Source organism: Geotalea uraniireducens (assembly GCF_027943965.1).
In the GTDB taxonomy this organism is placed as follows: domain Bacteria; phylum Desulfobacterota; class Desulfuromonadia; order Geobacterales; family Geobacteraceae; genus Geobacter; species Geobacter uraniireducens.
This window is the reverse complement of sequence record NZ_AP027151.1, coordinates 2,030,560-2,052,330: the sequence shown is the minus strand read 5'-3', so window position 1 is coordinate 2,052,330 and position 21,771 is coordinate 2,030,560. Positions and strand designations below refer to the sequence as shown.

Sequence of the window (21,771 nt, the reverse complement as noted above, 5' to 3'; positions counted from 1 at the left end):
GCCGTTTCCAGGACAGCCATGAACATCTCCCGTCTCTTCATATTGCGTCCCGTCGCCACCACCTTGCTGATGATCGCCATCCTGCTGGCCGGCGCCATCGCCTACAAGCAGCTGCCGGTAGCGGCCCTCCCCCAGGTGGACTATCCGACCATCCAGGTGCGGACCTTCTACCCGGGCGCCAGCCCGGACGTCATGGCCACCTCGGTCACCGCCCCGCTGGAACGGCAGTTCGGCCAGATGCCGGGACTGACCCAGATGACCTCGACCAGCTCCAACGGCAGCTCGACCATCACCCTCCAGTTCAGCCTGGAACTGTCGCTCGACGTGGCCGAGCAGGAGGTCCAGGCCGCCATCAATGCCAGCTCGACCTTCCTCCCCCGCGACCTCCCCAATCCGCCGGTCTACAGCAAAGTCAACCCGGCCGACGCGCCGATCCTGACCCTGGCCCTGACCTCCGACGACCTGCCGCTGCCGAAAGTGGAGGATCTGGCCGATACCCGGCTGGCGCAGAAGATCTCCCAGCTCCCCGGCGTCGGCCTGGTCAGCATCAGCGGCGGCCAGCGACCGGCGGTCCGGGTGCACGCCAACCCGACCGCCCTCGCCTCCTACAGCCTGACCATGGAAGACCTGCGGAGCAGCATCGCCGCCGCCAACGTCAACCAGGCCAAGGGGGGCTTCGACGGGCCTCGCCAGGCCTACATCATCGGCGCCAACGACCAACTTTACTCGAGCGCCGATTTTCGACCGCTGGTGGTCGCTTACCGGAACGGCGCGCCGGTCCGCCTCGCCGACGTCGCCGATGTCGTCGACGACGCGGAGAACGTCAACCAGGCGGCCTGGATCAACGACAAGCCGGCGGTAGTCCTCAACGTCCAGCGCCAGCCCGGCGCCAACGTCATCGAAGTGGTCGACCGGATCAAAAAGCTGCTCCCCCAGCTCCAGGCATCACTCCCCGCCGCCGTCCACGTTTCGGTGCTGACCGACCGGACCACCACCATCCGCGCCTCGGTGGCCGACGTCCAGGACGAGCTGCTGCTGGCAGTGGTACTGGTGGTGATGGTCATCTTTCTCTTCCTGCGCAACCTTTCCGCCACTGCCATCCCGAGCGTGGCAGTGCCGCTCTCCCTGGTGGGGACATTCGGCATCATGTACCTGCTCGGGTTCAGCCTGAACAACCTGTCGCTGATGGCCCTGACCATCTCCACCGGCTTCGTGGTCGACGATGCCATCGTGATGATCGAAAATATCGCCCGCTACGTGGAGGAAGGGGAAACGCCGCTCCAGGCGGCGCTCAAGGGGTCGCAGCAGATCGGCTTCACCATCCTCTCGCTGACGGTGTCGCTGATCGCCGTGCTCATCCCGCTTCTCTTCATGGGGGACGTGGTCGGCCGGCTGTTCCGCGAGTTCGCCGTCACCCTCGGCGTCACCATCCTGATTTCGGCGGTGGTCTCCCTGACCCTGACGCCGATGATGTGTGCCCGGCTGCTCCGGCACGTCCCCGAAGAACGCCAGGGGAGGTTCTACCACTGGTCCCAGCAGCAGTTCGATCGGATCATCGCCGCCTACGGTCGCTCGCTGCAGTGGGTGCTGCGCCACCAGACCGCCACCCTGCTGGTGGCGATCGGCACCCTGGTATTGACGGTACTCCTCTACGTGATCGTCCCGAAGGGCTTCTTCCCGGTGCAGGATACCGGCACCATCCAGGGGATTTCCGAGGCCCCCCAGTCCATCTCCTTCAGCGCCATGGCCGAGCGGCAGCGGGAACTGGCGCGGGTGATCCTCAAGGACACGGCGGTAGAAAGTCTTTCCTCGTTCATCGGCATCGACGGCACCAACACCACCCTCAACAGCGGGCGGTTGCTGATCAACCTCAAGCCGCTGGCAGACCGCGACGCCAGCGCCAGCGAGGTGATCCGCCGCCTGGAGCCCGAGTTGGCCAAAGTCGACGGCATCACCCTTTTCATGCAGCCGGTGCAGGATCTGACCGTCGATACCCGGGTCAGCCGCACCCAGTTCCAATACACCCTGGAAGACCCGAATACCGACGAATTGAAAGCGCTGGCCCCGCGGATCGTCGCCGCCATGAAGACCCGGCCCGAGCTGCGGGACGTCAGCAGCGACCAGCTGGACCAGGGGCTGCGGCTCGATCTCGCCATCGACCGGCCGACGGCGGCCCGCTTCGGCATCACTCCGCAGAACATCGACGACACCCTCTACGACGCCTTCGGCCAGCGGCAGATCTCGACCATCTTCACCGAGTTGAACCAGTACCGGGTGGTGCTGACGGTGAAACCGCAATTCAAGGACGGCCCCACCGGGCTGCAATCGCTCTGGCTGCGCAGTGCCGATGGCGGCCAGGTGCCGCTCGGTGCCATCACCCGCGCCACCGAATCCACCGGTCCACTGGTGATCAACCGCCAGGGCCAGTTCCCGGCGGTGACCACCTCCTTCAACCTGGCCCCGGGAGTGGCGCTCGGCAAGGCGGTGACGGCGATCGAAGAGGCGACGCAAGAGCTCAACCTGCCGGCCAGCCTCCGCGGCAGCTTCCAGGGGACGGCGCAGGCATTCAAGGCGTCGCTCACCAACGAGCCGCTGCTGATCCTGGCGGCGCTGATCACCGTCTACATCGTTCTCGGCGTGCTCTACGAAAGTTACATCCATCCGATCACCATCCTCTCGACGCTGCCGTCGGCCGGGGTCGGCGCGGTGCTGTCGCTGATGCTCTGCCGCACCGACCTGAGCGTGATCGCCATTATCGGGATCATCCTCCTGATCGGCATCGTCAAGAAGAACGGCATCATGATGGTCGACTTTGCCCTCGACGCCGAACGGAACGAGGGGAAACCGCCGGAGGAGGCGATCTATCAGGCCTGCCTGCTCCGCTTCCGGCCGATCATGATGACCACCATGGCGGCGCTGCTCGGCGCCCTGCCGCTGGCCCTGGGGCACGGCGTCGGCTCGGAGCTGCGCCGGCCGCTCGGCATTTCCATCGTCGGCGGGTTGATTTTCAGCCAGATCTTGACCCTCTACACCACGCCGGTAATCTACCTGGCCTTCGAACGGCTCAAGCGGCGGTTCTGGAAGAAGCGGCCGCTTGAAGGGAGTGCGGACTTTTAAATCCCTATGAACATCTCCGCCCCGTTCATCAAGCGACCGGTCGCCACCACCCTGCTCACCCTCGGGCTGGTGCTGGCCGGAGTGATCGCCTTCCGGCTCCTGCCGGTGTCGCCGCTCCCCCAGGTGGACTTCCCGACCATCTCGGTTTCGGCCGGCCTGCCGGGCGCCGATCCGGAAACCATGTCGACCTCGGTGGCCGCCCCCCTGGAACGACAGTTCGCCCGGATCGCCGGGGTGACCGAGATGACCTCCACCAGCTACCGCGGCACCACCAGCATCACCCTGCAGTTCGAGCTGAACCGTGACATCGACGGTGCCGCCCGGGATGTGCAGGCGGCCATCAACGCCGCCCGGGGCGACCTTCCCTCCAATCTTCCCAGCAACCCGACCTACCGGAAGATCAACCCGTCCGATGCGCCGATCATGATCCTGGCGCTCACCTCGGACACCATGAGCAAGCCGCAGATGTACGATGCGGCCTCGTCCATCCTGCAGCAGCGGCTCTCCCAGGTGAAGGGCGTCGGCCAGGTCTTTGTCGGCGGCAGCTCGCTGCCGGCGGTGCGGGTCGAGGCGAACCCCCTGGTCCTCAGCAAGTACGGCATCAGCCTGGAAGAGCTGCGCGGCGCACTGGCGGCCACCAACGTCAACCGGCCGAAGGGAGAAATCGCCTCAGGCGACCGACGCTGGCAGATCCGGACCAACGACCAGTTCCACACGGCGGCCGAGTACCTGCCGCTGGTGATCAGGTATCGCGCCGGGACGGCGGTCAAGCTGGCAGACGTGGCCGACGTCCGGGACTCGGTGGAGGATGTGCGCTCGACCGGGCTGGTGAACGGCCAACCGGCGGTCATGGTGATCCTCTTCCGCCAGCCGGGGGCCAACATCATCGAGACGGTGGACAGTGTGCGCGCACTGCTCCCCCAGCTGGCCGCGGCCCTGCCGGGAGCGATCAAGCTGTCGGTCGTCCTCGACCGGACCCCGCCGATCCGCGGCTCCCTGCGGGACGTGGAGTTTTCGCTACTCGCCTCGGGAATCCTGGTGATCCTGGTGGTCTTCTGGTTCCTGCGCAACATCCGCGCCACCCTGATCCCGGCGGTGGCGGTAACCGTCTCGATCGTCGGCACCTTCGCGGTGATGTACCTGATGGGCTATTCGCTGGACAACCTGTCGCTGATGGCGCTGACCATCGCTACCGGCTTCGTGGTCGACGACGCCATCGTCGTGCTGGAGAACGTCACCCGCTACCGGGAAATGGGCCAGAGCCCGTTCCGCGCCGCCATGGCGGGATCGAAGGAGATCGCCTTCACCGTTCTCTCGATGAGCCTTTCGCTGGTGGCGGTATTCATCCCGATCCTGCTGATGGGGGGAATGGTCGGCCGCCTGTTCCGCGAGTTCGCCGTCGTCCTCTCGACCGCGATCGTCGTGTCGCTGCTGATCTCCCTGACCGCCACGCCGATGATGTGCGCCACCCTGCTCCGCCCGGAGGAAAAGAAGCAGCACGGCCACCTCTACCGAATCAGCGAAGCGATGTTCACCCGGATGCATGCCCTCTACGACCGGACCCTGGCCTGGGCGCTCGCCCACTCCCGGATCATGCTCGGCATCACCCTGGCGACGCTCGGCCTCAACGTGCTCCTCTTCTGGTTCATCCCCAAGGGGTTCTTCCCCGAACAGGACACCGGCCGGATCATGGGAAGGATTCAGGCGGCCCAGGACATTTCCTTCCAGGGGATGGCCCAGAAGCTGGCGACGATCGTCACGATCATCAAATCTGACCCGGACGTCGAATACGTCACCGCCTTCACCGGTGGCGGCGGGGGGGGCGGTTCGACCACCAACAGCGGCCGGATGTTCATCGCCCTGAAACCGTTCGAAACGCGGACCTCAACCGCCAACGACGTCATCAACCGGCTGCGTAAGAAACTGCGGCTGGTTCCCGGCGCCCCAGCCTTCCTGACCCCGGTGCAGGACCTGCGGGTCGGCGGCCGGATCAGCAACGCCCTCTACCAGTACACCTTGCAGGGCGCCAACCTGGACGAGCTCAACAGCTGGTCCCAGCGGGTGCTGCAGAAACTGCGGACCCTCCCCCAGCTGGTCGATCTGAACAGCGATCAGCAGAACCGGGGGCTGCAGGCCGAACTGGTGATCGATCGCCCCACCGCCAGCCGGTTGGGGATCTCGCCGCAGCTGCTCGACAACACCCTCTACGACGCCTTCGGCCAGCGCCAGGTGGCGATTTCCTACACCCTGCTCAACCAGTATCACGTGGTGATGGAAGTGGCGCCGCCGTTCTGGCAGAACCCCGAAACGCTGCGGGACATCTATCTGCCGACCGCCTCAGGCGCCCCGGTGCCGCTGTCGACCTTCACCCACTATGCGCCGACCGCCACCTCGCTGGCCGTCAACCACCAGGGGCAGTTTCCCTCGATCACCCTGTCGTTCAACCTGGCGCCCGGGGTGGCCCTCGGCGACGCGGTCAAGGCGATCGAAACCGCCACCCGGCAGCTGGGCATGCCGGCCACCATCCGGGGGAGTTTCCAGGGGACGGCCCAGGCATTCCAGGCGTCGCTCAAAAACCAGCCGCTGTTGATCCTTGCCGCCCTGGTAACGGTCTATATCGTCCTCGGCATGCTCTACGAGAGCTACGTCCACCCGATCACCATTCTCTCCACCCTTCCCTCGGCGGGGGTGGGCGCGGTGCTGGCCCTCTTGCTCTTCCGCTTCGACCTGAGCCTGATCGCCATCATCGGCGTGATCCTCCTGATCGGCATCGTCAAGAAAAACGGGATCATGATGGTCGATTTCGCCATCGCCGCCGAGCGGAACGAAGGGAAATCCCCCGAGGCGGCAATCTACGAGGCCTGCCTGCTCCGCTTCCGGCCGATCATGATGACGACCATGGCCGCCCTGTTCGGGGCGCTCCCCCTGGCGCTGGGAACCGGGGTCGGCTCGGAACTGCGCCGGCCGCTCGGCATCTCGATCGTCGGCGGCTTGCTCTTCAGCCAGCTGATGACCCTTTACACCACGCCGGTGATCTACCTCTACATGGACCGGTTGCGCCTGTGGGTGGAGCGGCTGCGGGGCCGGGGAAACAGCCGGAGATAGCTTTTTGCCCTTCCCTTGGCCGGGGAAAGGCTGTACAGAAAGGACGCACCATGTTCATAACCACAGGATTTCGCCGCGCGCTGCTCTCCGCCCTGGCGACGCCCATCCTCCTCTCCGCCTGCACGGTGGGGCCCGAGTATGTCAGGCCGCCAGCCACGCCGGTGATGCCGACGGCCTACAAAGAGCTGAACGGCTGGAAGACCGCGCAACCGCGCGATGCCAGCCTCATGGGGACCTGGTGGGAACTGTTCAATGACCCGCAGCTGACTGCCCTGGAAGAGCAGGTGGTCATCTCCAACCAGAACGTCCTGGCGGCCGAAGCGCGCTACCGGCAGGCCCGCGCCCTGATCCAGGCGACCCGGGCCGGCTACTTCCCGACCGTCACGGTGGGCGCCTCGGCGATCAACTCCCGCCAGTCCGCCAACCTCGGCAGCCGGACGACCTCGCAGTCCGCCACCACCACCGAGACCCTGCCGATCGATTTCTCCTGGGAGGCCGATCTCTGGGGACGGATCCGCCGCAGCGTCGAAGCAAGCACCGCCAGCGCCCAGGCGAGCGCCGCCGACCTGGCGGCGGCCCGGCTGAGCGCCCAGGCCGGCCTGGCCCAGGCCTACTTCCAGCTCCGCACCCTCGATAGCCAGAAACGGTTCCTGGAGACCACCGTCTCCTACTACCAGAAATCGCTCCAGCTGACCCGGAATCGCTATACCAGCGGCGTGGTCGCCCGGTCGGACGTGCTGCAGGCCGAAACCCAGCTCAAGAGCGCCCAGGCCCAGGCCATCGATGTCGGGGTCCAGCGTGCCCAACAGGAGCATGCCATTGCGCTGTTGATCGGCAAGCCGGCCGCCGAGCTCACCATCCCTTTCTCGCCGCTCGACGCGGTGCCGCCGCCGATCCCGGTCGGTCTCCCCTCGGCACTCCTCGAACGCCGCCCCGACATCGCCGCCGCCGAACGGCAGATGGCGGCGGCCAACGCCCAAATCGGCGCCACCGAGGCCGCCTGGTATCCGACCGTCACCCTCTCCGCCTCGGGCGGTCTGCAGGCGACCGGCCTTTCCCACTGGCTGACCTGGCCGAGCCGCTTCTGGTCGGTCGGCCCAGCGGTTTCGGAGACCGTTTACGATGGGGGTCTGCGCCGCGCCCAGGACGAGCAGGCGCGGGCCGCCTACGAGGCCAGCGTCGCCACCTACCGTCAGACGGTGCTGACCGGCTTCCAGGAAGTCGAGGACAATCTGGCGGCGTTGCGGATCCTTGAAGAGGAGGCGGGAGTACAGGACGAGACGGTTGCCGCCGCCCGGCAGACGGTGGCGATCACCGACAATCAGTACCGGGCGGGGACCGTAAGCTACCTGAACGTCCTGGTTGCCCAGACCACCGAAGTGGCCAACGAACTGACCGCAATCGGCATCAGGGGCCGGCGGATGATCGCCAGCGTCCTGCTGATCCAGGCGCTGGGCGGCGGCTGGAATGCCGGCTCGCTGACGGCTGGCGGGGAGCAGGACCGAAAATAGGCGCCCGCCGCCGGAATTGCCCGAAAAAGAAGGTGTTACCACGGCTGGCCAGCGCGATTTGTTCTTTCGCCCGAGCGAATTTTGTTGTATTTAGTAGCGGGTAATGTTTGAGGTCATCCTCCCGGAGGGATGTCGTGAAACAGCTCGTCCTGCTGGCCTTGTGCTGCCTGCTGCTCTCCTCCCCTGCCGCCGCCTGGGCGGCCACTCCGATCCGGGTTCTCCCCGACTGCACCGTCACCGACGTCGCCAGCGGCGACACGCTGACCGCGCTCTGCGACGGCAGGAAGGTACTCGTCAGCCTCTACGGCATCGACGCGCCGGAAGTCGAACGCCGGAGCCGGAAAACGGGCCGGCTCCTCAGACCGGGGCAGCCTTTCGGCGAGGAAGCGAAAACGGTTCTCGAACAAAAAGTTGTAGGGAATCCGGTGCAGTTGGAAGTGATGACCGTCGACCGGGGCAAACGGCTCGTCTCGCTGGTAAAAGTCGGTGAGCACCTCATCAACCGGGAAATGATCGCCGAGGGATGGGCCTGGGCCTACCGGCACTATCTCCACGGCCAGTACAACGTGGACTTCATTGTTGCCGAAAAGGCGGCCCGGGCCGCCCGTAACGGACTCTGGCAGCAACACTCCCCACAGGCGCCGTGGGAGTTCCGGAAGGAAAACTGGTAGCGCCGGTTCAGCTGCAGAACGGCCCTTGGACCGTTACGCCCCCGTCCGCCGTGCCGCGAGGAATTCGAGAATCGCCCGGTTAACCGCCACCGGTTGTTCCCGATGGACGAAATGCCCCGCCCCGGCGACGATCCGGATTGCCACCCCGCCCGCAAACCTGCTTTCCACCCCCCTAACCGTTTCCGCCCCGATACAACCGTCATCGGCACCATGCAGGTAGAGCGCCGGCACCGGGACCGGCTCGTGCAGCCGCTGCCGGATTGCCGCCAATTCAGGGCTCTGCCGGGCCGGATTGAGGGTCTGCCGATAGTAATCAAGCGCCGCCGGCAGCACTCCGGGGATGCGGAAGGTTTCCTTGAGCCGCGCCATCTCCCCGGCCGGGTAGTCCCACCCCGGCGACCACTCCCGCCACAGCCGGTCGAGAAAGGCGAAATCGTCATAGGCAACGGCCGCCTCGGCGAAGGCCAGCTGAAAGAGGAACAGATACCAGGAACGGCGTTGCTGGAGCGGATTGGTAATGAACTGGCCGCCCAGCCCGAGCGGCACGGCGATGGCGATCAGCCCGGCGACCCGCTCCGGGGTCAGAATCGCCGCCCCGTAGGCGGCCTGCGCCCCCCAGTCGTGACCGAGCAGAAAGACCGGTTCAGGTGACAATGCCGCCGCGAGGGCCAGGACGTCCTGCACCAGCACCGCCGCCTCGTACCGGCCGTCGGGCGCCGCGCCGCTCGGCGGATAACCGCGCAGCCAGGGGGCAACCACCCGGTAACCGGCGGCCGCCAGCGCCGCCAGCTGGTGGCAAAAGGTGTACGGCAGGTCGGGAAAGCCGTGCAGGGCGAGGACCAGCGGCCCCTCGCCCTGTTCGAGGTAGCTGAACGCCAGGCCGTTAGCCCGGACCGTGCCGGTGGAGAAGGTCAAGGGGGATGATGTCGTCATGGTCATGCCTCCTGAAGAGCGATCTGTCGCTTAGACGGCTCCGGAGGCGGAAGGTTACCGGCGGAATGAAAATCCGGCCGGCACGGCTCGTCGGCTCAGGAAAAAATCTGCCACTCCCGGTTGCGGATTCCCTCGCGCAGCCGTTGCACATACGCCGCATCGGCCTCTTCCCGGTACAGATCCTGATAGACGGTCCGCAACGTCTTCAGCCGGCCGAGTTCTTCTTTGACCGCCGCAGTCGCCGCCGGCTCCGGGCGGCGCGCCCCATCCCGGCTGATCCACCCCTTGGCGAGACCGAAGCGGACCCACTGGGCGCAGTTACAAGGATTGGACTGCCGGATCAACTGGCAGTGATCCTCCATATAGCCGAACCAGCGTTGTTTGGCGCGATGGAGGGTGGTTTTCACCGCGCCGACCGAACAGCCCAGGATCTCCGCTACCAGCTTGTGCGGCAGGCCGAGGGTGATTGCCAGGCAGAACACCTTGCGCTGCTCGAGCGGCAGGCACTCGGTCATGCTGTGCAGGCAGCGGAGCCGCGCCTGGGCGGCCAGCAGCTCGTTTTCGGGATTGGCGGCGGGATTCGGATCGATGATGTCGTCAAGCGCATAGCCCAGGTCCTCGGTCAGGGTCTGGACCGGGAATTTGCTCCGCTGCCGCAGAGAGTCATTAGACACGTTGACGGTGATCCGGTAGAGCCAGGTGGCGAAGGACGACTCCTCCCGAAAGGTGTCGTAGGCGCGGAACGCCCGGTAAAACGCCTCCTGGACGATCTCTTCCGCCTCGTGCGGATTGCCGGCCAGCCCCAGCGCCAGGTGATAGACCTGCGCCTGGTGATCGCGATAGAGCCGGTCGAACAGCTCAGTATGGTTATCGGTCATTTTCCCTCCCGATGACGCGGGGATTACAGCCGCCGGCACGAGCGCCGCTCACGCGAGCACGCGGTAGGACGACGACAGGGTAACGCTGCCCTGCAGCATCGCCCAGACCGGACAGTAGGTCTCTTCCGCCAGCCGGATCGCCCGGGCCACCGACGCAGCGTCCAGCGCCGCGCCAGCCAGCTCGTAGCGCAACTCGATCGCCGTAAAGCCGGTCGGATGTTCCTCGCGGCGGTTGCCGACGGCCCGGACCTCGAACGTCTCGACCGTCTTGCCCATTTTGCGCAGCAAAAAAAGGACGGTATGACAGCTGCAGGCGGCCAGGCTGGTCAGCAGCAGCTCCAGCGGCATGAAGCCGTCATCGCCTCCCAACGGGGGGAGATAGTCGATCCGGACTTCGTGCCCAGTATGCCCTTTGCCGATCAGCAGTGAATCGCCCTGCAGCGAGACGGTTGCGGCCAGTTGCGTCGCCATGCGCTATCCTTTCGATGTTTACCCGATAATCGCCGGTCGTAGCCGGCACTCACTCCGCCTGTCCCTTCCCCATGACGAAGGGGCGGGTAAAGTAGTTGTGCCGCATCGCCCCCGCTTCCTCCGCAATCCAGCGTTCGAGGCCGATTTTCCCGATCCGGCAGAGATTGTAGACCTTGATGTTGTGGACCAGCCGGCCGGCCTGGTCGGCGAGCGGCGCCAGATAGGGGCAGGGAAAGTCGGCGCAGTCGCCGCAAAGCTCCACCCCCTTGGCCTTGGCGCACTCCAGCGTCGCGCAACCGTCGGGCAGATGGTAATGCCGGCCGCCCTGCTGGCGGCACCCCCGGCAGGCAATCTGCTCTTTCGGCACCCCGCGGGCGTTATGGATCACCTCGGCCAGTTCGGCGGTCAAATTGCTCTCGTGGATGTCACAGTTGAAACAGTCCAGGCCGCACGGCGCGACCAACGACTTTTTGTCCTCCATGGTTCCCCTCCTCTTTGCTTCACAGGGATAGAATCCAACCACACGAACCGCCCAACCTCCGTGCCGTCATCCGACCTCCACCAGACAGCGTTCCCCCGCCCAGAGGGTCTCGCACACCGTGAAGCGGCTCTGCGGGGCAAGGCTCCGCACCATGGCGGCCAGGGGATCCAGGCAGTAGTGCCGGCAGGGACTCGCCGCCCCCAGCGCCTTTGCCTGTGCGGCAAGGGTACAGAAACTGGTCTCGGCAATGCAGCCTCCCGCCGTCGACCGGACCTGCCAGCGAGTCATGGCAAAGGTTTCGGAAAGGCGGCTGAACGCCTCCCGCGGCTCGCGAATCCATAACGATTCCACCAGGCTTTGTCCGGCCGCCTCATCCTGTTGCAGCAACTCCACCATCGGGCTCCTTCCTTTCCCAGCGACATCTCGTTGACCCGGGACAGCAATTCAGCCGGCGCAGGTTCACCGCTTCGCCCCCCCGGCACCGGCGATATTTCCGGCGGCTGACTGACCGCCCCTTCTATTCGTCCCGGCACGAACCGAACGTGCCGCCGGGGAAAGATTCCCGGCAGGGACGTACCCGGTGGGTCGGCACGAGATTACTGATCCCCGCGACCGTGCTCTCCAGCAGCAGCCGGCCCCAGCCGTTGGCCATCAAGCCCGGTTCGGGCTGTTCCGCTGCCGCGGCCCGCGACAGCAGAGGCGGCGCGATGCTCGCCGGAAGCAGCTCCTGCGGCACCCGGGAGATCACTTCCGGAGCAGGTCCGGCCGAACCAGCCGCCGCGGCGCACATCGGCGGAAACGCCCCGTACAGCACTACCCCAACAACTATCAGGCCCAGTAAAATAATCACCTCGCGCATCGGATATCCGCACCTCCTATCGTTCGGTTCGTGCCACGTGGCAAGCCGGAAATGCCGGCAGACTTCAACGGCAAAATACGTCAGGGACTGCTTGGCGGCTGTATTTTAAAAATGCGTCCCAAAAGAGCCTCCGTCGAACATGCCGCGTTACCTTTTCCGTTTCGGCAAGCCGTGCCGCCGCGATCAAGGTCATGCCGGGCCACGGGCAACGAGGCGCAGCATCGTATCGGCGCCACGCTGGAATTCATACGACACCCGACGGAACTCCACCGCGTAACCGAGGTCCGCCAGCTCGGCGGCAAGGGGTTCGACATAGGGTGACGGCTTCCCCGCCAGGTCGACGAGCGGAAAGATCCGGACCTCCCGGGCGACGCGGCAGAGTTCGCGGAGTGCGGCCCGGTGAAAATCCAGCGACAGCTGCGCGGAGTAGAGAAACAGCAGGTGGGAGCAGAGGGCCAGGTCGAACTGCCGGGGAGCGAACGGCAGCTCCGGCAACTCCCCCGCCAGGTAGCGCCCCGCCTCGCGGCCCCCAACGTAATCCGCCAGGAACTTCGCCATCGCCGCCTGCCGGACCCGGCCCACCTCTGCGGGAGAGCCGAAAAAATCCCAGACGTAGCGGTCCCGCAACTGGTGCAGCTGCGCCAGGATCGTCCCGCGGGTGGCCGCGATCCGCGCCTCGATCTCGCCGGCGGAATAGCGGTAGAGCGGATCGCAGGAGACCACCCGCCCCCCCTGACGGGTCAGGGTCCCGTTGAACGAGGCGGGTCCGTCGCCGCAACCGAGGATATACAGCGCCAAATCATCCGCCGTCAGAGCGAACATCCGCACGTACTCGGCAAACGATCTCCCCCAGGGGACGATATTTTCCAGGTTCACCGCTGATCACCTCCGGCCGCCGGCAGCCACATTCAACTTCCCGCATTAATGCTCTTACTCCCGCAGGGGAGTAACGTCAACCTTTAACCTGATTGCACCAATCTTCCGGCTCATTTCCATTCCCCTCCCTTGAAGGAGGGGAATCCCCGGACATTCATTCCGTTCCCCAGCGGGAAGGGAACGCTTCGTAGATCCGCAGCGGCGAACGGGTCTCGATGACGCAGTGGAGAGTAAAGCCGGCCCGGTCGAGCAAGTCGCGGAACTCGTCGTCGGTCCGCTCCCGGCCGCCGAACAGCGACAGCATCAGCAGGTCGGCATGGAAGCGGACGAACTGCTCGTCATCGCCCCCCATGCCGAGTTCGAGCAGCAGCAGCCGGCCATTGGAGGGCATCACCCGGCGGCAGTTGGCGAGAATCCGCAGCGCCCCCTCGTCGTCCCAGTCGTGCAGGACCCGCTGCAACAGGTAGGCGTCGCCACCGGCCGGCACCGCATCGAACATGTCGCCGGCCACGCAGCGGCAGCGAGCGGACTGGCCGGGCGAGGACTCCACCCGTGCGACAATCGACGGCTGCTCGAAGAGGGTCCCCGCCATCTGGGGGTAGCGGGCCAAGATGCCGTTGAGCAGCGCCCCGGTTCCGCCCGCCACGTCGACGAGATGACGGATGGTAGAGAAGTCGTACTCGGCCAGGACAGCGGGGAGACAGGCCCGCGAGATCTCCGCCATGCTGTCGGCAAAGTGTCGCCCCGACTCCTCGCGTTGCGCCAGGCAGCTGAAAAAATCGCTCCCCTGGCGCTCGGGGAAGGTCGCGCCGCCGCGCCGGATGCTCGCCGTCAGGCCGGCCATGCCGTCGTACTGCTCCCGGCCCGCGGCGATGGCGGTAGCCCGGAAGGTTTCCGGATGGTCGCTGCGCAGATACTCCCCGAGCGGGCCGAGGGCAAAGGCGCCGCGACTGGCGCTTTTCCGACAGATACCGAGGCTGCAGAGCGGCCGGATCAACCGCGCCAGGGCATCCTCGTCGGCACCGCAGCCGGCGGCCAGTTCGGCGATGGTCTTCGGCCCGGCCGCCAAGAGGTCGGCAAGGCCGAGTTCCGCCGCGCTGCGAACGATCTGGGTCGCACCGTAGCCGCCGACCAGCTCCATCAACCGCAACGGCGGCGGGGTCAACGTGTTCCGCAGCCGATCAAGACCGCGCAGCAGGGCAAAGAGGGACTTGACGACAAACCAAGGGGGAACGACGGCACTGCGCATGAACGATTCCTTTCCGCGGCGGCTGCCGGCGCCGCGACGATGCTTCTACCAGAGATTCGCCGCGACCGGCGAGGCGGCACGGTCTTCGAGCCGGATGGCGTTGGTCGGGCAGCCGGCCCGGCAGACGCCGCAGCCGTAGCAGCGCGTCTGGTCCACCACCATCTTCCCGGTGGCGGCGCTGTAACCCAGGGCACCGAACTGGCAGAGCCGCATGCACTCCCGGCAGCCGGTGCAGGCGTCGGCAGCGACCTCGGCGATGTACTCGGCGCGGAGCATCGTCGGGACGTCGTGGGTAAAGATACCGCGCATGGCCAGACAGTCGACCCGGTCGCAGTTGCAGATGCCGCCGATGAAGGGGGTCTGGAAGGTCCAGATGGTGTGGCAGAGCCCTTCCTGCTCGTGGCGGCGGAAGGCCGCCAACGCTTCCTCCCGGCTGAGCATCTCGAACCGGTTGTCGTCGACGCCGCCGGTGAATTTCTCTTCGAGCGCCTGGAAAATTTCCAGCAGCTTGCCGCCGTTGGGACCGATGCTGATCCCGTAGCAGTAGCGTTTTTCCGCTCCCAGTGCCGACTGGCGGCAGACGCAGGCCACCCGGACGACGGAGTTGGTCAGGGCGAAGATCTGCTCGACATCCTCGATCGGCACCACCTGGCCGAAGTGGATCTTCTTCATCTTGCCGACGATCAGCCGGGTAAACAGGGTCCGCAGAAACCAGGGGAGCTTGCCGAGCCGGTCGAAACCGGTGTTCGCCTTGGCGATCTCCCGCTCCAGCGCCGCCGGGTCGGCGAACTTTTCCAGGAATTTGTAGCGCCGCAGGTCGCTCAGCAGGTCCTCCGAGTAATTCCTGGCCTGCAGGTACCACTTTTCCCCTTCGCCATGCTTCAGACAGAATTCACACACCCGTCACCTCCCGATACATTGCCTCCGACGAACTCGTTGCCGGAGAAACAGGCTCAGCCTTCCCTCGCCCCGGCCAACTCTTCATCGTAGATCTTCCGGAACTCGCAACGCCCCTCAAGGCGAAAGACCATGGCCCGCGCCCCCAGGACAAAGCGGTTGGTCCAGAGATACAGCGGCTTCCCCCGGGTATAGCCTTTGCGCATGACGTCGAGGAACAAAGCGATGCCCCGGCGATAAAACTCCCTGTCACCGAAATCGAACAGACCTTCGGTCAGCCACGGCTCCATCTGCCAGCGGGCACCCTGCCCGACCGCCGCCAGCCGCTCCGGCTCCATCTCCGCCGGATCGTCATACAGGCAGGCTTTGGCAATTACCCGATCCATTTCCGCCTCGTCCCGATTGATGACAGCATCTTCAAAGGCGCGTTGAAGACGCCACTCATCATCGGTAATGACCCGCGTACAGCCGAAATCAATGAGTCCGAGACGGCCATCCGCCATAAATATATAATTACCTGGGTTCGGGTCGGCCAGAATCCAGTGTGCCCGATACATCAGCCGCATGGTCGCGACGGTGATCAGCCGGGTGAAATGGTCGCGTAACTCCCGGCTCGGCCCGGTAGCAAGAAACTGCTCCAGGTGCAGGCCAGGCAGGTAGTCGGCGGTCAGGACCCGCCGGGTGGAATATTCATCATAGATGCGCGGGATAACCACCCGGTCGTTGGCCGTGAAATGCCGGCGGATTTCCCGACCAAAGCGGGCTTCCTGTTCATAGTCGGTCTCCATGAGCAGCATCCGCTCGATATCCGCCAACTTTGCCAGTTGGTTCGGCCAGTCCCCGGTCATGCACATCGGCTGGAGGAGCAGGCGCAGTGTACGCAGATCGGCGCGGATAGTCCGGGCAATATCCGGATACTGAATCTTCACCGCCACCTCTTCACCGGAATGAAGCCTGGCGCGGTGCACCTGCCCCAGCGAGGCGGCGGCAAAGGCCCGCCGCTCGAATGAAGCGAACAGTTCCTCGGGCTCCCGGCCGAACTCATCGAGAAAAACCTCCCGGATCAACGCATAATGCATCGGCGGCGCCTCGAACTGCAGCGAGGCCAGCACCCGGGCGAATTCATCCGGGACGACTTCGGGGAGTGTTGCCAGCATCTGGCCGATCTTCATTACCGCACCGCGCAGGTACCCCATTGTACCGAGCAACTGCAGCGCAGCAGAGAGGTTGGCCTCGTTTTTCAGCCGCTCTTTTTCACCGGCGTCGGCAAAACGGCTGCGGAGCCAGCAGACGAAGTAGCCGGCGGCAACCTTGGCGTGCAGTGAGCCGAGCAGCCACAAGCGGGAAAAGGAACTTGCCGGCACCTTTCTGGCGGAGATTCCGGCAAGACGTTCCGCCAGGCGGTCTCTGCCCCGCCCGCCATCCGCTCCGCCTGCAAGGCTGCCGGCAAGGAAGTCAGGGCACCACACGTCAGCGCTCTCTTCACGATCTCTCTGCATGGTTCCCTCCCGTTTCCGCTGCCGTGCCGGAAATCACCTGGACGAACGTGCGGATTGCATAGTCAACGAGCGCCAGGGTCGCCTGCTGATGGGGCGACTCATCATGAGCCCAGAAGGCGAGAATGCCGAGATAGAGCGACCAGTAAATGGTCATCGCCACGTAATCGGGTGCCTCGGTGAAACCGTGCCGGGCGATGATCTGCTGCACGGCGGCCAGATGTTCCTGATGAGCCGCCTCCCCTTCCGGGCAGACGGTCTTGCGGGGGAACGGACTCATGGAACGCTCCAGCACCGGACCGAGAAAAGAGCGCAACGGTCGCAGCCGCCTGAGCCCGGAAGAGATGAAGAGAAAGAGCTCCTCGGCCAGCTCCTCCGTGCCGGTACGACGCCGCTGGAAATCTTCTGTCCCCCCGCTGAGGGCTTCGGCAACCAGGGTCATCGCCAGGGTTTCCTTGCTGGGGAAATAGTTAAAAAGGGTACCGGCAGCGAGCCCTGCGGCCACGGCGACATCTCGGGTGGTGCACTCGTCGAAGCCGCGGGTAATGAAAAGCTCCGTCGCCTTTTCCAGGATGCGGCTCCGGGTTTCCTGCTTGGTCTGTTCGCTGATGCGCATGGGGTCTCTCCGTCTAAATGAGCGCGCTCACTTTAACATCCGCCACCGGTAAATGCAACCAGTAAATGAGCACGCTCATATAACAAATCAATACCCGTAATCGAGGCTCTCGATCCGCGTCACCCGGCCATCTTCCAGCAGCAGCCGGTACTGGAACCGGTCCGGGCCGAAATTAAAGGTCCAGTCGTCGACGGTAACCTCGGTAACGGTCCGGTCACGCGCCACTTTCGCGGCGTCGCTGACCCGCTTTTCCTCGCGCCGGGTCGTAAAGGACGGCGGGCCGCACTTGGCAACTACTTCCCCGCCGCTATCGCCGAGCGAGACGATCCCCCGCTCGCAGCTCAGGCTGCCGCTGTAGGTTACCGCAGCACCAAAAAAAATTGCCTAAAAAAACAAAAAGGCCCGCACCGTTGTAGTTACGGTGGCGGGCCACGGTGAAACAGTGTGCGAAGCGAGTTACCTTGTCGTCGCCGACAACACGCGGCAACGGCCAAAGAGCGCCGGGCACGCGACCGGCACGGGATTTCAGTGCCGCTTGATCCGCTGCACCGTCGCTTGGATCTGCTCGATGCCGACGGCGGCCGGGAAACAGCCGACACCGGCAAAGGGGTCGAATTCCCCGATCTGGTCGATGAGTTGCTCGACAAGGGGCACGACTGCGCCATAACTCTCCGGCGCATCGGCAATGCTCAACACATCCTCGAGCAGCCAGTCGGGAAAATCCCCCTCAAGACTCTGTCTCATCACGACATTTCTCAGTTTTTCGAATGGATCCATGATGCTCCTTCCTGCCGTTGACCGGCGAGTTCTGCATGCGGCAGGAAGAAGCCGTGCCGGCTTGACCGCCGCGCCTTCCTCCATCCCCCGGAGCATCGCCCCCCGTACACCGGCCGCGCGCTCCGCCCGAGCGCGGGCCCAATCCTTGCGGTCCCGTTCTGTCACCACCTGGCATGTGCTTGCTCCTTTCCGCCGTCCCCGACGGGACGGCCCGTGCACCGGCCCCGGTCGGCCTACGGCATGGAGCCGGCAACCTGACAGACAGCAGACGATGCGGTTATTTCTGACAGCTCATCAGCTTGCTTTTGCCGGTCCGGGAATGGCTCAGTTCGACCTGCGAAAAGATCGTCCGGTACGGCGTCAACCCCGCCTTGACGAATTCGTGCGCATCTGCCGACCCCATCGAGAGCATCCGAATGTTGAACAGCAGCCTGATGACAGGATGACGCGGGATTTCGTGTTCCATGATCAGCACCCGACCGGCGGGGGAAACCACCCGCCGCATCTCCGCGAGGGCCTTGCGCCGCGCCTCCCCCTTCAGTTCGTACAGCGCATGGGAGCAGGTCACCACGTCGAAACTGTCATCGGCAAAGGGGAGCGCCGCCGCATCCCCCTCGACGAACACCACCCGGTCGGCGCCATCTTTCTCCCGGGCCTTGTTCAGCATGCCGCGGGAAAAATCGTAACCGACTGCCAGGGCATCGGGGTAGCGGTCGGCAAAGGCCAGCACGACCGAGCCCGTCCCGCAGCAGACGTCGAGAACCCGCGGGGCGCGCCGGTCATCCAGCCGGGCCGCGCCAACGAGGAAATCCCGGGTATCGTCCTCGTCCCGCCCGGAATGGAGGCGGATAAAGGCGTCGTAGTAACGGGAGAAAAGGTCGTAATATTTCCGCCGCCCGGTTCGCAGTTCGCTCATAACTCCCTTTCCACCGGCTCAGTGAGCGCAGCCGTGTCCCTGGCCATGCCCGCCGCACCCCTGGGGCACGATCTCCCGGAACGCCCCGCTTTTGAAGAGCGCCACGTTTTCCCCCACCGTCGGCGCCTGGGCGGTGAACACCCTGACCCGGGCCCGGTTGAGCATGGCGAGGGCGCCGCCACCGATGCCGGCCACCACCACCGCGTCCACCGGATTGCCGGCCAACGCCTTGAGCGCGTTGCACGAGCCGTGGGCATGCTGCTGGTCGCTGTTGTCGATGGCGAGCAGGTCGCCGCTTTCGGTGTCGACCAGGACAAACTTCGTTGCCGAGCCGAAATGGTTGTAAACGTGGCTGGCCAGACCGTTGTTCTCTTCTACCGGAAAACAGATTTTCATGCGAGCATCCTCCGAGTTTATTTTGTGCATATGCACAATATATGCATGGGGGACGGGAATGTCAACAAGGAACTTTCCCGCCCCGCACCCGGAGGTTCAAACCAGGACCGAACTATGAATCACAGCCGCTTGCCCACCCGCCGCAAGAGGATCGAGTTGGTCACCACCGACACCGAGGAGAAGGCCATGGCCAGCCCGGCGAATTCGGGACGGAGGGTGATCCCGAACGGATAGTAGAGCGCCCCGGCGGCAAGCGGAATGCCGAGGATGTTGTAGAAGAGCGCCCAGAAAAGATTCTGCTTGATCTTGGCCAACGTTGCCCGGCCGAGCCGCACCGCCCGGACCACGTCGAGGAGGTCGTTGCGGACCAGAATCACGTCGCCGGTCTCCTTGGCCACGTCGGTGCCGCTGCCGATAGCGATGCCGATGTCGGCCCGGGCAAGGGCCGGGGCATCGTTGATCCCGTCTCCCACCATGCCGACCGACAGCCCCTTGGCCTGGTACTCCTGCACCACCTGCTGCTTCCGCTCGGGGAGCACCTCGGCCTCGAAGGCGTCCACCCCCGCCTGCTGCGCCACCGCCTCGGCCACCACCCGCTGGTCGCCAGTGATCATGCAGGTGGTGATGCCGAGCCGGCGCAGTTCGGCCACGGCCATTGCCGACGAGGGCTTCAGCCGGTCGGCCAGCGCCGCCAGGCCGAGCAGCTCACCGCCTGCCGCCGCGTAGACCAGCGATTTCCCTTCGCCGGCCAGGCGGGCCGCGCTATCAGCCAGCGGGGCCGTGGCGATGCCCGCCTCTTCAAGCAACCGGGCGCTGCCGGCCGCCAGCGGCACCCCGTCCAGGGTACAGGAGACGCCGAAGCCCCCCTGTTCCCGGTACTCGGCAACCGCCGGGGCAACGATCCCCCGTGCCGCCGCCCCCTCAACCACCGCCTGGGCGAGCGGATGGGTCGACGGGGCTTCGGCTGCGGCAAGACACTCCAGCAGCCGGGCTTCCGCCACGCCCGGCACGGCAACCACCTCGGTGAGCGTCGGCCGCCCCTCGGTCAGGGTGCCGGTCTTGTCGAGGAGGATCGCCTGCAGCCGCGAGATATTCTCCAGCACCGATCCCCGCTTGATCAGGATGCCGCGGGCCAGACCGACGCCGCTCCCGACCATGATGGCGGTCGGGGTGGCCAGCCCCATGGCGCAGGGACAGGCAATCACCACCACGGCGATGGCAAGCTTGAAGGCAAAGAGGAACGGTTCATGGAGCACGAGATACCAGAGGGCGAAGGTAGCCAGCGCCAGGGTAACCACCACCGGGACGAAGACCCCGGAAACCCGGTCGGCAAAACGCTGGATCGGCGCTTTGTCGGCCTGGGCCTCCTGGACCATCCGGACGATCTGGGCGAGGAGCGTCTCCTCCCCGACCCGGGTGGCGCGAACCTTCAAAAGGCCTGTCCGGTTGATGGTGGCACCGGTGACGGCGTCGCCCGGCCCCTTTTCCACCGGTACCGACTCGCCGGTGACCATCGATTCGTCAAGGCTCCCCGTCCCGTCGACGATCTCGCCGTCGGTCGGCACGGTTTCGCCGGGCCGGACCAGCAGCAGGTCGCCGACCCGCACCGCCGACGCCGGCACCTCTTGTTCGCCGTCGGCAGTGATCAGCCGTGCCTTGTCGGCCTGAAGCTTCAACAGCTTTTTCAGCGCCTCGCCCGCCTTGCCGCGGGCCCGGGCCTCCAGGTACTTGCCGAGCCGGATGAAGGCGATCAGCATCGCCGAGGTCTCGAAAAACACCTCACTGCCGTGCTCGCCGAAGAGGCCGAAGAAGGCGAACAGCGAATAAAAGTAGGCGGCGGAGGTACCGAGCGCCACCAGCACGTCCATGTTGGCGCTGCGGCTTTTCAGGGCATAGAAGGCGCCGCGGTAGAAGATCAGGCCGGCGGTGAACTGGACCGTCGTCGAGAGGAGCAGGTTCAGCCACCCCACTGCCCGGTTGCCATGCATCCCCATGGTGAGCATGATCGGCAGCGCCAGGACGAAGCTGACGATGAACCAGGTGCGCTGGCTCCGATAGGCTTTCGCCTCGTCTTCCTCTCCCGCCCCCGCCGGCACCGGCTCGTAGCCGGCGGCGGTTACCACGGCGAACAGCTCCGGCTGGCCGATGACCGCCGGATCGAAGCGGACCAGCGCCGATTCCTGGGCCAGGTTCACCACCGCTGCCGTCACCCCCGGCGCAGCGAGCAGGTGTTTCTCCAGGTTGTTGACACAGGAAGCGCAGTGCAGCCCCTTGACGCCGAAGCGGAGCTCGCCGGCCCCCGCCCGGACCCGGATGCCGTAGCCGAGTTTGACGACCTGCGCCTCGATCTCTTCGCGACTGACGACAGCCTCGTCGAACTCGACCAGCAGCTCTTCCATCGGGAAGTTGACGGCGGCCCGGGCAATCCCGGCCCGCTCGGCAAGCGCCTTTTCGATCCGCGCCGCGCAGTTGACGCACGACATGCCGCTGACGGCAAAAGTGGCTTTTTGCATGATGCTCTC

Annotated in this window: 21 protein-coding genes; 4 read left to right on the top strand and 17 right to left on the bottom strand. The window is 65.4% G+C overall.

Features of this window, described 5'->3' with window-relative positions; genetic code table 11:
- Nucleotides 1-18 precede the first annotated feature (18 nt).
- From QMN23_RS09600 to QMN23_RS09585, 4 genes are all read left to right on the top strand, one after another.
- On the top strand, nt 19-3,117 hold the full coding sequence (locus QMN23_RS09600) for an MdtB/MuxB family multidrug efflux RND transporter permease subunit (RefSeq protein ID WP_282003727.1): 3,099 nt from the start codon (nt 19-21) through the stop codon (nt 3,115-3,117).
- A gap of 6 nt (nt 3,118-3,123) precedes the next feature.
- Nucleotides 3,124-6,222 (top strand): multidrug efflux RND transporter permease subunit, encoded by a 3,099-nt coding sequence (locus QMN23_RS09595; RefSeq protein WP_282003725.1) that lies wholly within the window; start codon nt 3,124-3,126, stop codon nt 6,220-6,222.
- Between the two features lie 50 nt (nt 6,223-6,272).
- Entirely contained in the window at nt 6,273-7,733 is a 1,461-nt protein-coding gene (locus QMN23_RS09590; protein ID WP_282003723.1) for an efflux transporter outer membrane subunit, read from the top strand.
- Between the two features lie 134 nt (nt 7,734-7,867).
- Entirely contained in the window at nt 7,868-8,404 is a 537-nt protein-coding gene (locus QMN23_RS09585) for a thermonuclease family protein (protein WP_282003721.1), read from the top strand.
- A gap of 33 nt (nt 8,405-8,437) precedes the next feature.
- Here the strand turns inward: QMN23_RS09585 and QMN23_RS09580 are convergent, their stop codons facing one another.
- The 17 genes from QMN23_RS09580 to QMN23_RS09505 form a co-directional block, all read right to left on the bottom strand.
- Nucleotides 8,438-9,337 carry an alpha/beta fold hydrolase gene (locus tag QMN23_RS09580; RefSeq protein WP_282003719.1) on the bottom strand — a complete coding sequence of 300 codons (900 nt, stop codon included), beginning with the start codon at nt 9,335-9,337 and terminating at the stop codon, nt 8,438-8,440.
- A gap of 95 nt (nt 9,338-9,432) precedes the next feature.
- Nucleotides 9,433-10,215 carry an RNA polymerase sigma factor gene (locus tag QMN23_RS09575; RefSeq protein ID WP_282003717.1) on the bottom strand — a complete coding sequence of 261 codons (783 nt, stop codon included), beginning with the start codon at nt 10,213-10,215 and terminating at the stop codon, nt 9,433-9,435.
- Between the two features lie 48 nt (nt 10,216-10,263).
- Nucleotides 10,264-10,686, bottom strand: a complete 423-nt coding sequence (locus QMN23_RS09570; protein WP_282003715.1) for an OsmC family protein — start codon at nt 10,684-10,686, stop codon at nt 10,264-10,266.
- Between the two features lie 49 nt (nt 10,687-10,735).
- A complete protein-coding gene (locus tag QMN23_RS09565) occupies nt 10,736-11,167 on the bottom strand; it encodes a DUF3795 domain-containing protein (RefSeq protein WP_282003714.1) in 432 nt (143 codons plus the stop codon).
- Nucleotides 11,168-11,233: 66 nt separating this feature from the next.
- Complete coding sequence (locus tag QMN23_RS09560) at nt 11,234-11,563, bottom strand: hypothetical protein (protein WP_282003712.1); 330 nt, start codon at nt 11,561-11,563, stop codon at nt 11,234-11,236.
- A 121-nt stretch (nt 11,564-11,684) separates the two neighbouring features.
- Nucleotides 11,685-12,026, bottom strand: coding sequence for a hypothetical protein (locus QMN23_RS09555; protein ID WP_282003710.1), 342 nt, complete (start codon nt 12,024-12,026; stop codon nt 11,685-11,687).
- A 189-nt stretch (nt 12,027-12,215) separates the two neighbouring features.
- Complete coding sequence (locus QMN23_RS09550) at nt 12,216-12,902, bottom strand: SAM-dependent methyltransferase (protein ID WP_282003709.1); 687 nt, start codon at nt 12,900-12,902, stop codon at nt 12,216-12,218.
- 154 nt (nt 12,903-13,056) lie between these two features.
- A complete protein-coding gene (locus tag QMN23_RS09545) occupies nt 13,057-14,151 on the bottom strand; it encodes a methyltransferase (protein ID WP_282003707.1) in 1,095 nt (364 codons plus the stop codon).
- Between the two features lie 45 nt (nt 14,152-14,196).
- Nucleotides 14,197-15,051, bottom strand: coding sequence for a 4Fe-4S binding protein (locus QMN23_RS09540; protein WP_282003705.1), 855 nt, complete (start codon nt 15,049-15,051; stop codon nt 14,197-14,199).
- Between the two features lie 53 nt (nt 15,052-15,104).
- Nucleotides 15,105-16,547 carry an ABC1 kinase family protein gene (locus QMN23_RS09535; protein ID WP_282003703.1) on the bottom strand — a complete coding sequence of 481 codons (1,443 nt, stop codon included), beginning with the start codon at nt 16,545-16,547 and terminating at the stop codon, nt 15,105-15,107.
- Nucleotides 16,531-17,160, bottom strand: coding sequence for a TetR/AcrR family transcriptional regulator (locus QMN23_RS09530; protein ID WP_282003701.1), 630 nt, complete (start codon nt 17,158-17,160; stop codon nt 16,531-16,533). The genes QMN23_RS09535 and QMN23_RS09530 overlap by 17 nt, the downstream gene beginning before the upstream one ends.
- A gap of 87 nt (nt 17,161-17,247) precedes the next feature.
- Entirely contained in the window at nt 17,248-17,505 is a 258-nt protein-coding gene (locus QMN23_RS09525) for a DUF2845 domain-containing protein (RefSeq protein WP_282003851.1), read from the bottom strand.
- A gap of 180 nt (nt 17,506-17,685) precedes the next feature.
- The gene (locus QMN23_RS09520) at nt 17,686-17,937 is read right to left on the bottom strand and encodes a GSU3529 family protein (RefSeq protein WP_282003700.1); all 252 of its coding nucleotides are present in this window, start codon (nt 17,935-17,937) and stop codon (nt 17,686-17,688) included.
- Nucleotides 17,888-18,112, bottom strand: coding sequence for a DUF5320 domain-containing protein (locus QMN23_RS19620; RefSeq protein ID WP_348835259.1), 225 nt, complete (start codon nt 18,110-18,112; stop codon nt 17,888-17,890). The genes QMN23_RS09520 and QMN23_RS19620 overlap by 50 nt, the downstream gene beginning before the upstream one ends.
- A 102-nt stretch (nt 18,113-18,214) precedes the next feature.
- A complete protein-coding gene (locus QMN23_RS09515) occupies nt 18,215-18,853 on the bottom strand; it encodes a class I SAM-dependent methyltransferase (RefSeq protein WP_282003699.1) in 639 nt (212 codons plus the stop codon).
- A gap of 18 nt (nt 18,854-18,871) precedes the next feature.
- Nucleotides 18,872-19,249 (bottom strand): NifB/NifX family molybdenum-iron cluster-binding protein, encoded by a 378-nt coding sequence (locus tag QMN23_RS09510; RefSeq protein WP_282003698.1) that lies wholly within the window; start codon nt 19,247-19,249, stop codon nt 18,872-18,874.
- A 119-nt stretch (nt 19,250-19,368) separates the two neighbouring features.
- On the bottom strand, nt 19,369-21,762 hold the full coding sequence (locus QMN23_RS09505; protein ID WP_282003697.1) for a heavy metal translocating P-type ATPase: 2,394 nt from the start codon (nt 21,760-21,762) through the stop codon (nt 19,369-19,371).
- Between the last annotated feature and the right edge of the window lie 9 nt (nt 21,763-21,771).